Annotated in this window: 10 protein-coding genes and 1 pseudogene; 5 read left to right on the forward strand and 6 right to left on the reverse strand. The window is 63.4% G+C overall.

Annotation, left to right across the window (positions count from 1 at the left end):
- Positions 1 to 78: 78 nt before the first annotated feature.
- Positions 79 to 466 (reverse strand): annotated as a pseudogene (locus J1M64_RS09975) (transposase); the annotation flags it as partial.
- 77 nt (positions 467 to 543) lie between these two features.
- On the opposite strand from J1M64_RS09975, the gene J1M64_RS09980 reads away from it, so the two are divergent.
- Positions 544 to 2,256, forward strand: coding sequence for a hypothetical protein (locus J1M64_RS09980; protein WP_241261395.1), 1,713 nt, complete (start codon positions 544 to 546; stop codon positions 2,254 to 2,256).
- Positions 2,257 to 2,320: 64 nt separating this feature from the next.
- On the opposite strand, the gene J1M64_RS09985 is transcribed toward J1M64_RS09980, so the two are convergent.
- From J1M64_RS09985 to J1M64_RS10000, 4 genes are all read right to left on the reverse strand, one after another.
- Positions 2,321 to 3,565, reverse strand: coding sequence for an amidohydrolase family protein (locus J1M64_RS09985; protein ID WP_307872419.1), 1,245 nt, complete (start codon positions 3,563 to 3,565; stop codon positions 2,321 to 2,323).
- A 71-nt stretch (positions 3,566 to 3,636) separates the two neighbouring features.
- A complete protein-coding gene (locus tag J1M64_RS09990) occupies positions 3,637 to 4,320 on the reverse strand; it encodes a VOC family protein (protein WP_206474096.1) in 684 nt (227 codons plus the stop codon).
- A gap of 31 nt (positions 4,321 to 4,351) precedes the next feature.
- Positions 4,352 to 5,569, reverse strand: coding sequence for an acyl-CoA dehydrogenase family protein (locus tag J1M64_RS09995; protein WP_206474097.1), 1,218 nt, complete (start codon positions 5,567 to 5,569; stop codon positions 4,352 to 4,354).
- Between the two features lie 60 nt (positions 5,570 to 5,629).
- Positions 5,630 to 6,148: a flavin reductase family protein gene (locus J1M64_RS10000; protein WP_206474098.1), complete on the reverse strand. Its 519-nt coding sequence runs from the start codon at positions 6,146 to 6,148 to the stop codon at positions 5,630 to 5,632.
- A 174-nt stretch (positions 6,149 to 6,322) separates the two neighbouring features.
- Between J1M64_RS10000 and J1M64_RS10005 the strand changes: the two genes are divergently transcribed.
- A complete protein-coding gene (locus J1M64_RS10005) occupies positions 6,323 to 7,123 on the forward strand; it encodes a FadR/GntR family transcriptional regulator (RefSeq protein WP_241261396.1) in 801 nt (266 codons plus the stop codon).
- Positions 7,124 to 7,135: 12 nt separating this feature from the next.
- Here J1M64_RS10005 and J1M64_RS10010 read toward each other — a convergent pair whose 3' ends face one another.
- A complete protein-coding gene (locus tag J1M64_RS10010; RefSeq protein WP_206474099.1) occupies positions 7,136 to 7,807 on the reverse strand; it encodes a GntR family transcriptional regulator in 672 nt (223 codons plus the stop codon).
- Positions 7,808 to 7,903: 96 nt separating this feature from the next.
- Between J1M64_RS10010 and J1M64_RS10015 the strand changes: the two genes are divergently transcribed.
- The 3 genes from J1M64_RS10015 to J1M64_RS10025 all read left to right on the forward strand — a co-directional run.
- The gene (locus J1M64_RS10015) at positions 7,904 to 8,776 is read left to right on the forward strand and encodes a fumarylacetoacetate hydrolase family protein (RefSeq protein WP_307872420.1); all 873 of its coding nucleotides are present in this window, start codon (positions 7,904 to 7,906) and stop codon (positions 8,774 to 8,776) included.
- A gap of 21 nt (positions 8,777 to 8,797) precedes the next feature.
- Positions 8,798 to 10,807 carry an acetoacetate--CoA ligase gene (locus tag J1M64_RS10020; protein ID WP_206474100.1) on the forward strand — a complete coding sequence of 670 codons (2,010 nt, stop codon included), beginning with the start codon at positions 8,798 to 8,800 and terminating at the stop codon, positions 10,805 to 10,807.
- Between the two features lie 263 nt (positions 10,808 to 11,070).
- Positions 11,071 to 12,565: biotin carboxylase N-terminal domain-containing protein (locus tag J1M64_RS10025; protein WP_206474101.1), on the forward strand; the 1,495-nt coding region annotated here is incomplete at its 3' end.

A 12,565-nucleotide genomic window follows, 5' to 3' on the forward strand; every position in this document is an offset into this window, starting at 1 on the left:
GGCAGGTTTGGTGCCCGACTGTCGCGTCGGGTGAGCGGGTTCCGGGGTCCTTCAGAGTCGTCGGGCAGGGGCCGGCGGTTAGCCGAATGCGGCGCGTATTCGGTGCCAGCCTGCGGCGATGGCCTGAGCCCACCGCCAGGTCTTATCGATTCGCAGCCGAGTTTGCCGAGCTCCCCGGGTGATCCGAGCGGCCACGTGTAGCACCCGGTAGCGAAAAGCGGCGATCTCACAGCGAGCAAGGACCGGGTCGCCTGCGAAGGCAATGAGTTTGGTCCAGGCGATCAGGTCGGTGGCCATAAGGACAACCTCGAGCCAAGCGGCGTTCTCGCCCGAAGGCGCGGCAGGGTAGATTGCGTAGCCCGGTGGCTTTGACACGCCCATCCGGGTCCTCCACACGAGCGTGCTGACGGTGGCGCAGCTCCAGACCAGCAACGTTTCCGGCGATCACCCGTGGCTCGGTGACAGTCCAACAAACTCAAGCAGGTCCTCTCGCAGGCCGAGCTCGACGAGGTGGCCCAGGGCGGGGCCGTGTCGGCGGAGGATATGCTCGCAGCTGAGACCAAGGCCCGCGCCGAGGCAGGCAATATTTCCTTTTTCGCCTTCACCGCCACCCCTAAGGCCACCACGCTCGAACTGTTCGGCCGCCCTGGCCTTGACGGCACGCCGGAGCCGTTCCACCTGTACTCGATGCAGCAGGCGATAGACGAGGGCTTCATCCTGGATGTTCTGCGCAACTACACCCCGTACAAGACCGCGTTCCGGCTCTCGCACAACGGCAAGATCTACGCCACCAGCGACACCGGGGAAGGCACCGTCGCCGTGACCACCGAGGGCGGCGACGACGACCTGGTGGACCGGTCCGCCGCGGTGAAGTCGGTGATGAACTGGGTCAAGCTACACCCGACTAACATCTCGCAGAAGGTACAGATCATCGTCGAGCACTTCCGACAGAACGTGGCTTGGCGCCTGGATGGTCGAGCCAAGGCGATGGTGGTGACCAGTTCCCGCAAGGCCGCCGTGCGCTACAAGCTGGCCTTCGACCGTTACGTAGCCGAAAACGGCTACACCGACGTCGCCGCGCTGGTCGCGTTCTCTGGGGAGGTCACCGACCCCGAGTCTGGGACCGACGAGCCGCTCTCCGAGATCAACATGAACCCCGGGCTCAAGGGTCGCGACCTGCGGGATGCGTTTGCCACCGACGAGTTCCAGGTGATGCTGGTTGCCAACAAGTTCCAGACCGGCTTCGACCAACCCAAAATCGTGGCCATGTACGTCGACAAGAAGCTCGGCGGGGTCCAAGCTGTGCAGACCCTCTCGCGGCTTAACCGGACGTTCCCGCCTCTGAAGGACCAGACCTTCGTGCTGGATTTCGCCAACGAGGTCGACGACATCGTCGACGCGTTCGCCCCCTACTACGAAGTCACCACCCTGGCCGACGTCACCGACCCGAACATCGTCCACGACACCGAACGCAAACTATCCGTGGCCGGCATCTACGAACGCTCCGAGGTCGACGGCTTCGCCGATGCCTTCCTCGTCCGTGAGGGTCACAATGCGCTAGTGAAGTGGGTCGCTCCCGCTGCCGACCGTTTCACGGTTCAGATGCGGACCGCGGTCGAGGCCTCCGACGCCTTGCAGATCGACGAGCTGCAGATGTTCCGCAAAGACGTCGGCACCTACGTGCGGCAGTACGAGTTCCTCTCCCAGCTGTTCGACTACGAAAACCCATGGCTGGAAAAGCTCGCACTGTTCCTCAAACTCCTGGCCCCCCAGCTGAGCAGCGGAGAGAAGGACACTCCCATTGACCTGTCCGCGGTGGCGATCGACTACCTCGGACACCACCGGCAGACCAACCGGGACGGCGAACTCTCCGGCGGGACGCCGCTCGAGCCCGCACGCGAGTCCGGCACCGGAACGGTCCGCGACCCCGACATGGTCGCCCTCGACGAGGTGATCGACCGCATCAACGACCTGTTCGCCGGCGACCACCCCGACTCCTCCGTCCGCAACGTGGTCACCCACATCAAGGACCGGCTCGAAGAGAGCGAGACCCTCAAAACGCAGGCCCAGAACAACTCACTCGCCCAGTTCCGCGCAAGCCCCGACATCGATGTCGCCTTCACCGATGCCGTCATCGGCTCCATGGACTCCTCGGCAGACCTATCCACCCAGATCCTGAACAATCAAGACCTTGCCCGCGCACTACTCGGCGAGCTCCTGCCAGCCGTATACCGGACGCTGAGCAAGGCGAGCTGACTCACTGAGGTGACCGGCGCCGCCCATGGCCCTGGAGCCCCTACAGTGCAATAAGCTAGGCGGCCTATCGGCCTATGGGGGCTATTTCGGGCAGGAGTCGTCGGGCGTTTGCGAGAGTTAGTGCTCGCCAGCTGCTCCATCCGTTGGGCGGTGTCGCCGTGTCGATGGATTGCACTTGAGCGGCCACCGCGGGCGGTGGCGTGAAGCAGTAGTCACTTCCGTAGAGGATCTGTTCGGTTCCGACAAGGTCGACGAGCGCGGGGGCCTGTCGCGGAAACGGGGTGCCAGCGATGTCGAACCAAAGTCGAGATAGCAGGGTTTGGGCTGGGATGTCGTTCCCGCCGAAAAGTCGTTTGAACAGGTCAACGCGATCGGCGACCAGAGGTAGAACGCCCCCGCCATGAGTGACGATCCAGTTGATGTTTGGGAACTGTTCGAGGCGGTCGGTCATGATCAAGTCGACGATGGTGCGGGCACTGTCGAAGAGAAACTCGATGAGTGGCCGCGGCCTTTTGAGGGAGATAGCTTCTTGGCCCGGCGGTGATGTGGGATGGACGAAGACTGTTGCCCCACGTCGATCCAGCTCGGTGAGTAAGGGGATCAGTACATCGTCACCTAAGTAGATGCCAGCAGAGTTCGACAGCATGGTAACGCCGTCAGCGTTGAGGTTGTCCAGGGCATGTACTGCCTCGGCAATGGCTCCGTTGACGTCCGGTAGAGGCAGTGAAGCGAAGTGTCCGAATCGAGTGGGGTGCGTGCCGACTACGTTGGCGGAGAATTCGTTGAGCTCGCGGGCGAGGGCGCGGGCATCGGCATCATTGCCGAAGTGGACGCCCGGCGAGGAGATCGACAGGATCGACTTCGAAATCCCTGCGGAGTCCATCAGTTCGAGGTGCTCGCCGACATTCCAGCTGGGCCACCCCGGCATTCCGTCTGGAGTGATGTGGCCGGCGGCAATCGCTGCCGCGACGTAGCGGTCAGTTACAAAGTGTGAGTGGACGTCGACAAACTGGTCAGATCCTGGCCCACTGGAGGCCCCGAGTGATCCGAGTGATCCGACAGAACTTACGGGTGCTGCGTTTGCCGGGAGGCCGCCTAGAGCGGCAGCCCCGAAGAGGGCAGATACACCGCCGAGGGCGGTGAGTGCTGAACGCCGAGAGACGGCTGGCCCGCACGAGATGCACATGTTGGTTCCTTCAAGGGGTCGAGGGGTGGGGTGACTTCGCGCTTGGGCGATCCGCCGCGGTGCGCGAAGACCTACCAGAGCGCGAGGCGCGCTCTGGTAGGTCTTGATCTGCGTAGCTCGCATGAATTTCGCCGCAGCGGTTCTCACAGATCTGCGGGCATCAGGTCTCACGTTGTCGGCGCCAATGTGGGCGATCAGACCGTGACTGGAGCCTCCGTGACGGCCAGGCTCGGATTCTCTTCGAGTCGCGTGGGCCAGACGTCGGGGAAGCGGACATCTTTGTCGCCACTATCCGGTGCGTACTTGCCTGCGTATGTGTCCTTTTGGATGGTGTCGGCGTCGTGCCCGTTCTCGCGGGCCACGAGGAGCTTTTCGGGGTCGAAGTGCGGGCCAACCTGGTCTTCGGAGAATTCGCGGGAGGCCCACATGTACTCCGTGGAGCACGACCAATCGCCGAAGACGTCGACCTGGATCTCGACACCGTTTCCATCGGGATCGACGTAGTACATCGACATCGTCATACCGTGGTGAAGGCACATTGCAGGCAGGATGCCTGCGTCACGCAGTCTGGAGTAGTTGTCGAGCCACTGGTCTACGGTGGCGTACTCGAATGCGGTGTGGTGTAGGCCGGCGGTATGAGGCTTATCGACCGGCACCTTGGTGCCCGGAAGGCGGAGAAGCGCGATCCGGTGGTTCGCTTCGTCATTGGTCAGCCAGGCGGCGTGCTCGGCGTAGTAGACGGGCTGCAGCCCGCAGACCAGTTCGTACCAGGCCACCATCGGTTCGACGTCCAGCGTCATGAACGTGGCATGGTGCAGCTTCGGAACGGTGATGGGCCGGGGGCGAGGCGTGTGCTTGTAGACGGATTCGGGAAGCATGTGCGGTTCCTTCGCGAGTTCAGATGGGTATCTAGACGAGTGGGGTGATGGGCTCTGTGACGCCGAGCAGCGCCTTGCCGTAGATCTCGAAGCTGACCTGCGGAGCGACGACTGCGTGGCGTGCTGCGGTGGCGGAGTCGCGCCAGATTCGCTGCAGTGGGCTCACTTCGGCGAAGGATCCGGCTCCATGGGCCGAGATGAGAATGTCGACGGCGCGAGTGATCAGTTCGGCGACGTAACCGGTGTCGGAGCGGACTCGGGCACGAGTCAGATAGTCGGGGTACTCGCCTTGTGCGGCAGCAGAGTCGATGTCTGATGCTGCGCGGTAGGCGATGAGCTCTGCGGTATCGATCAACCGGGCTGCTTCGGCGATCTGGAGCTGGAACCCTACTGACTCCTTTTGCGAGGTCATGAAGGTATAGGAGATCGGCTTGTTCTCCGACTTTCCGATGACAAAGTCCAGCGCCGCACGCCCCATGCCGAGCTGGGGGCCGATGAGGACCAGGGCAAGTACTGGGACGAGGGCCGACCGGTAGAGCGTCTCGTCCTTGTGTTCGGTGGGGTAGTCACCGTTGATTGCTGGTGGAACGCGCAGAACTCGGTGTTCGGGGACGAAGACGTCTTCCGCCACCATGCAATTGCTGCCGGAGGAGCGCATGCCTGCCACGAACCAGGTGTCTTCGATGGAGAGGTCGCTGCGCGGGATCAGCGCCATGGCCTGGTCGACAACATTGCCCTCTTCATCGGTGAGGGGGATTCCCAGGCCGGCCCAGGTGGCGTGGAGCGAACCTGAGTTGTAGAACCACTTGCCGGTGACTCGCCAGCCACCGTCGACGCGCGTGGTCTCGGCAGTGGGCGAAAGAACGCCGGATACCTTCGCGTCAGGGTCGGCACCAAACACCTCGTCCTGCGCTTGCTCGGGAAACAGGCCGACTATCCAGGACATGACGTTGGTGAGGGTGACAACCCACGCAGTTCCGCCGTCGGCGGCCGCTACAGCCGCCGAGACATCGAGCATGGTGCGCATGGAGGTCTCGTAGCCTCCGTAGCGCTTGGGGACGGCCACCTTGAACAGACCCGCGTCGGTAAGTGCTTGGATGCTCTCCTCGACAACGCGACGGTCCGCTTCGCCCTGCGCCGCGTTCTTCTTGAGCAGCGGCGCGAGCTCCTGGGCGCGGCGGACGAGTTCGGCGCTGTCGGGGGTAACGCCTGATGCAGGGCGTGTGTCCTCATGAATTGCAGTGGTCATCGGAGTTCTCCTTGCTGGATGCCTGCTTAAGGCATCCGAACGGTGATCGAGTGAGAGGAGTTAGCGGGCGCAGGCGAGGATCTGGTCCACCACCGGCTTACGGGGGCGCAGCTCAAAGCCGGAATGGGTACCGAAAGTGCGATAGGCGTAGACAAGTGGTGCCTGCAGGGTGGAGATGGCGCGGGTGACGTGGCCGATGAGCAAGAGGTGATCTCCGGCCTCGACGGCGTTGACCAGCTCGCAGGTCGCCCAGCCAGCGACCCCGTCCAGCCGGGGCAAGGTGTCGGTACTCGTCCACGGAATGTCGGTAAATCGGTCTGCACTCCGGCCGGCGAACGTGGTCGCGATTTCCGCTTGGGCCGAACCGAGGACGTTGACGCCGAACTGTCCCCGGGCGGTGATGCGCTCGAGCAGCCGCGAGCGAGTGTCCAGTGCGATCGAGACCAAAGCGGGTTCCAGCGACAGGGACGCGAACGAGCTCACCGTCGCTCCGTGTGGGCCCTCCTCGTCGGCGGTGGTCACCACGGTGACGGGTGCGCATACGCCCGCCATGAGGTTTCGGAACTGTTGAACATCCATGTCGCCCTCCACGGAATTAATAATGATCGTTTCGGCTCCCCTAGTGTTGATGTGCCGCAGGTCACATGTCAAGGGCATCGGGCAAATTAGTTATGGTTTTTTGGAAATCTGGTGTTCGGGGCCTTTTTGTACCCTCGGTGTCAGGTGGCTAATCCTGAGAGGGGCGTGTCGACGATGGGCAACATGCAGGATGAGGACCGCGTGGGCGACCTTGACGAGCCTGCGTACTCTCGCGATGTCTGGGAGCGATCGGTTGCGACGGGCAGCGTCGTCTCGGTGGGTGGTTCGCGCGCAGAACACGCGGCGGGGCTAATCGCGCGGATAGCCGCCCAGGCTGCTGAAGGGGAGCGTCTCGGCAGCAAGGAAGACCTACGCAAGCGCTGCGGGGTCTCGGTCGGAGCGATCAATGAGGCGATCAAGCTTGCGCAGACGCGGGGGGTGATCACATCGCGGCCGGGGCCGGGCGGGGGGCTTTTTGCTCGCCGACCGTCGCCCGTCTCGAAAATGAACGGCTGGTTTCGGGCGGCAGTCGATGATGACACCGCCTTCGACGAAGCCGTGCGCATCCGCGATGCGATTGCCGGGCTGATCATCGAGGACGCGCTACAGAACATGACCAGCAATGACGACGACGCATTCCAGGTCGCCCTTGGTCACGTTCGATCGCGCCGTCGCGAAGGGGATCCGGGCGCGTTTCTCACAGCCTGCTGGAACCTGCATGCGGACCTGGCTGCGAAATGCTCCGGCGAGCTGCTACGCAGCCTTTATCTCAGCATCATGGACGTAGGAACGAACTATGTCCGAGCCAAAGCGGGCCAGGCAGACCCCACGGAGCTTTCGTTCGATCGACTAGAGGCGATCATGGAGGAGTTAGTTGTTGCGCTTGCAGTACGGGATCACGATGGGGCGGTGTCTGCACTGACGAAGACCGTGCCGACCGTCGTGCTTGAGCAAGCTGGGCCGCCTGAGGCGTAGCTACGGGAGAATCTAGGTGTCCAACGTGGCTGCGGCAGGCCGTAAGGCGGCACTGGTCCGCTCAATGTGTGCAGCCAGCCGAGCGGCGGCAGTGCCGGCATCACGTGCGAGTGCAGCATCCAGCAGGCTGCGATGTTCTCCGGCGACGTCGCGTGCATGATCCTGGCCGATCGGCTGCGACCAGTGCCGGTAGAGAGCGGCAGAATCTCTGAGCGAAAGCGCCACTTGCAGCAAGCGGCCATTGCCGCAGCCGGCAAGGAGGGCGCGGTGGAAGAGTTCGTGGACCTCGAACCACGCCTCGTTGGGCTCATCGTCGGTGGACTCCGGCGTCGCCGAGAGCAAGTGATGCGCGGCGACGATCTCGGATTCCCAGTGCAGATCGCCCCGCTCAACCGCTCGTCGAAAAGTCAGCGCCTCGATCTCGCACCGGGCCTCGGTCAGCTCGTTCAAGCCCTCGAGGGACAGCGTCACCACATGGAACCCCTGCTGTGGCGAGGCAATCACCAATCCCTGGCCAGCTAGGCGCGTCAGCGCTTCGCGGACCACGGATTGACTTACCGAGAAGCGAGCAGCGAGCTCGACAAGACGCAATCGATGTCCAGGCGGAAGCGTCCCCCGGAAAATGTCCTGTCGTAGCAGGTCGTGAACATGCGAGGCGCGGGTCTGAGTTGCAGGTGTCGCCATGAGGTCAATCTACCGCGAGGTCACTTTTTAGAGAAATATCGTTATTTGCTTGCGTTAACGATGGGATGGCGTCATGCTGGGCGGGGACATCACAACGTGCCCGAGGACAAGGAAGACATCATGCGCATAGCGAATATCAACAACAGGCTCGTGCTCGGAACGGACTCGGGATACGTCGACGTCGAGGACGCGAGCGGCGGTGCATTCGGAAGCGATCCGCAGGCGGTGTACGCCCAGTGGGGTGAGTTCAGCGAGTGGGCCTCCAGCTTCGACCCCGCGGGGGCGCCCGCGGTAGATGCGGGCGAGGACGCCGTGTGGGGCTCACCGGCCCCGCAGCCGGGCCAGGTCTTCGCAATCGGGCTTAACTACAGTGAGCACGCGAAAGAGTCGGGAATGGATCTGCCCCCCTCGCCCACCGTGTTCACCAAGTTCCCGTCCTCGGTGACCGGGCACAACCGGGGAGTGGTTCACCCGGGTGGCTCAATCGACTGGGAGGTCGAGCTCGTCGTCGTGATCGGTAAGCAAGCCGATTTCGTTAAAGAAGCCGAGGCGTGGGATCACATCGCCGGCGTGGCCATCGGCCAGGACCTGTCCGAGCGCGAGCTCCAACTGAGCGGGGGAGTGCCGCAGTTCTCCCTCGGCAAGTCTTACCGCGGGTTTGCCCCAATCGGTCCCGAATTGGTCACTCTGGACGCTTTGCCTTCCCCGCTGGATCTCGAAATCGGCTGCCGCTTGGAGACCGGTGAAGTCCTGCAGCAGAGTCGCACCTCCAACCTCATCTTCGACATCCCGTTCTTAGTTGCCCATCTTTCATCAGTGTGTTCCCTGCGTCCCGGCGACGTGATCTTCACCGGCACTCCCCCCGGCGTGGGTGCAGCACGCACCCCGAAGCGATTCCTCGAGGTGGGTGAGGTGCTGGTGAGCTGGGTCGAAGGTATCGGAGAGCTTCGAACCCCGATCGTTCGATAAGAGCACCGGGGCGTAAGTGTGATGGCATCTAAGAATTCCACCCAGAACCAGAAGCAGCCCGGTGAACAGCCGGCGCCGATCTGGGAACCGGACCCCGATGAAGTCGCACTCAGTCAGATATCCGATTTTATGGATTTCGTTGAGGCGCGGGCTGGGGTGAAGAGTGAGACTTACACGGACCTGTGGCAGTGGTCCATCGACGATCTCGAAGGGTTCTGGTCGGCCATCTGGGACTACTTCGGTGTGATCTCAGGAGAGCCTTACCGCCAGGTGTTGGGCCACCGCGAGATGCCGGGCGCACGGTGGTTCACCGGAGCCACCATTAACTACGCCGAGCACGCACTACGCGCCAGCCTAGATGACAGTCTCGCGGATACTCCGGCCTTGATCGCGATTGCCGAAACCCAGCAGTCGTCGCAGATGAGTTGGCGCGAACTGAGGCGACAGGTCGGGGCTGCGGCCGAGTGGTTACGCAACCAAGGTGTGCGCAAGGGAGACCGAGTTGTCGGCTACCTGCCCAACACCGAGCATGCCGTCGTCGCCTTTCTCGCCTCTGCCTCGATCGGGGCGGTGTGGTCAGTGTGCGCCCAAGACTACGGAGCCGCGGGAGCCGCAGCCAGACTTGGCCAGCTTGAACCAGCCGTCCTTTTCGCCGCCGACGGCTACCGATGGGCGGGCGAGGAGTTCGACCGACGCAGCGATCTGATTGAACTCCGGCGGTCTATCCCTTCCCTGCGGGCAACTGTCCTAGTTCCCAATCTGGGGTCTGGACCGGTCGACGGATCAGTTCCGTGGTCGGAGATCGTTTCCGGTACTGCGGAGCCGGGCTTTGAGCGGGTCGACTTCGACGATCCGCTGTGGGTGTTGTTCTCATCCGGAACGACGGGAAATCCCAAGGGAATCGTGCATGCCCACGGAGGGGTCATCCTCGACCATCTCCGCTTACACGGTCTGCATAACGATCTCAGAGTCGGCGATCGCTTCTTCTGGTACACCACAACCAATTGGATGATGTGGAATCTCGTGGTCTCATCGCTCCTGACCGGGGCGACCGTCATTCTGTACGACGGCAGCCCCGCCCACCCTGGGCCGGGTCGACTCTGGGAGATTGCCGCCGAACACCGAGTCACGATGCTCGGTACCAGCCCTGGATATCTCATCGCAGGTATGAAGGCAGGACTCGAGCCGGCACGGGACCAGGACCTGTCGGCGTTGCAGACTATCGGGTGCACCGGCGCACCATTGCCTCCTCAGTGCTACTTCTGGGTCCGTGATCACGTGGGCGAGCGCATTCAACTCTGCTCGACCAGCGGCGGAACTGATGTAGTCAGTGGGTTCGCTGGTGCGGCGCCGAACACAGCCATCTGGCCCGGAGAGATTTCAGCTCCGCTACTTGGGGTTGCGCTCGCCGCGTGGAGCGATCAGGCGGAACCAGTTGTAGATAGAGTCGGCGAGTTGGTCGTGACACAGCCGATGCCGACAATGCCGATCTACCTTTGGGATGACCCAGACCAGCATCGGTACCTGGACTCATACTTCTCCGTCTACCCGGGTGTGTGGCGCCATGGAGACTGGGTCACCGTGACACCTCGAGGCAGTGTCATTTTCTCCGGCCGCTCGGACTCAACCCTGAACCGACAAGGCGTCCGGCTTGGCAGCGCCGAGATCTACGACGTCGTCGAGGACATGGCCGAAGTCTCGGAGGCGTTGGTGATCGGTGCCGAGTTGCCAAACGGCGGTTACTGGATGCCGCTGTTTATCGTGCTAGCGAAAGGTGCGCAGCTCGATACCGAGCTTCGGTCTCGGATCGCCGCCAGATTGGCTTCTGAGGCGTCACCGCGGCACGTTCCAGACGAGGTGATCGCGGTGCCAGTCATCCCTCACACACGGACCGGTAAGAAGCTTGAGGTTCCGGTTAAGAGGATCCTGCAAGGTGAAACGATCGACCGGGTCGCTAATCCCAATGCTGTGGATTCGTTCTCCGCGTTGGAATTTTTCGCACGCTTCAGCCCTCCCGCCGCTAGGCGCTGAAGGCTCGTAGCAACGAGCAAAGTCCCCAGTCCGCACTAGCTCTACGCGCAACCCGATCCCGCAGTTAGCCGAAGAGTTTCGAACGTCGTACGCAGCTAGACGCTCGGTGGTCCCGGTAGGGGCCAGCGATGCACCACCACAACCCGCGCCAAGAGGACCGTCAAGTTCATTTGGTTCGCACCGTCCTCGTCTGGACCCGAACGGGGTGCACCACGTGGAAAGTGCCATGCACCGCCACGTCTTTCAAAACTAGGAGCTATAAGTTGTTCTCGAAAGTATTGGTGGCCAACCGGGGCGAGATCGCGATCCGTGCGTTCCGAGCGGCGTATGAACTCGGGACCAAGACGGTGGCGGTGTTTCCGTATGAGGACCGCAATTCGGTGCATCGTCTCAAGGCTGATGAGTCGTATCAGATCGGTGAGGCCGGTCATCCGGTGCGCGCGTACCTGACGGTGGAGGAGCTCGTGCGGATCGCCCGGGCTGCGGGCGCGGATGCGGTGTACCCGGGGTACGGGTTCCTGTCCGAAAATCCGGACCTGGCGGCGGCGTGCGAGGCCGCTGGTCTGGTGTTCGTCGGCCCACCGACCGCGGTGTTGGAGTTGACCGGTGACAAGTCCAGGGCGGTGGCTGCGGCCCGCGAAGCCGGGTTGCCGGTGTTGGCCTCGACCGCGCCGTCGGCGGATCCGGATGAGCTGGTGGCGGCGGCCGCGGGTCTGGAGTTCCCGGTGTTCGTCAAGGCGGTCGCCGGTGGCGGGGGTCGCGGGGTGCGGCGTGTCGAGCGGCGCACGGAGTTGGCGGAGGCGATCAGCGCGGCGTCGCGGGAGGCGGAGTCCGCGTTCGGCGATCCGTCGGTGTTCGTGGAGCAGGCTGTGGTCAACCCGCGGCACATCGAGGTGCAGATCCTCGCGGACACCTCCGGTGAGGTGATCCACCTCTACGAGCGTGACTGCAGTGTGCAGCGGCGGCACCAGAAGGTGGTGGAGATGGCGCCGGCACCGAACTTGCCTGCGGCGGTGCGTGACCAGATCTGTGCTGATGCCGTGGCGTTCGCCCGCCACATCGGGTACTCGTGCGCCGGGACGGTGGAGTTCCTGCTCGACGAGCGCGGCCAGCACGTGTTCATCGAGATGAACCCTCGGATCCAGGTCGAACACACCGTGACCGAGGAGATCACCGACATCGACCTGGTGGCGGCGCAGTTGCGGATCGCCTCCGGTGAGTCGCTGGCCGCGATGGGACTGACGCAGGATCGGATCGTGCCCCGGGGTGCGGCGCTGCAGTGTCGGATCACCACCGAGGACCCCGCGAACGGCTTCCGCCCCGATACCGGGCGGATCACCGCCTACCGCACCCCCGGTGGTGCGGGCATCCGTCTGGATGGTGGGACGTCCGTGGGGGCCGAGGTGAGTCCGCATTTTGACTCGATGCTGGTCAAGCTGACCTGTCGTGGCCGCGATCTGGCGACCGCCGTGGCCCGGGCCAAGCGCGCGGTGGCCGAGTTCCGCATCCGCGGCGTGGCCACCAACGTGCCGTTTCTGCAGGCGCTGCTCGAGGACCCGGACTTCGAGGCCGGGCACGTGACGACCTCGTTCATCGAGCAGCGGCCCGAGCTGCTCACGGCACGGGCGCCGTCCGATCGCGGGACCCGCATCCTGAGCTACCTGGCGGAGGTGACGGTGAACAAGCCACATGGTGAGCGGCCGACGACCGTCTATCCGAGCGAGAAGCTACCGGTGATCGGGGCGGCCGGGGTGGCCG

The sequence above is a fragment of the Dietzia sp. KRD202 genome, from assembly GCF_017168155.1.
Taxonomy (GTDB): Bacteria; Actinomycetota; Actinomycetes; order Mycobacteriales; family Mycobacteriaceae; genus Dietzia; species Dietzia kunjamensis.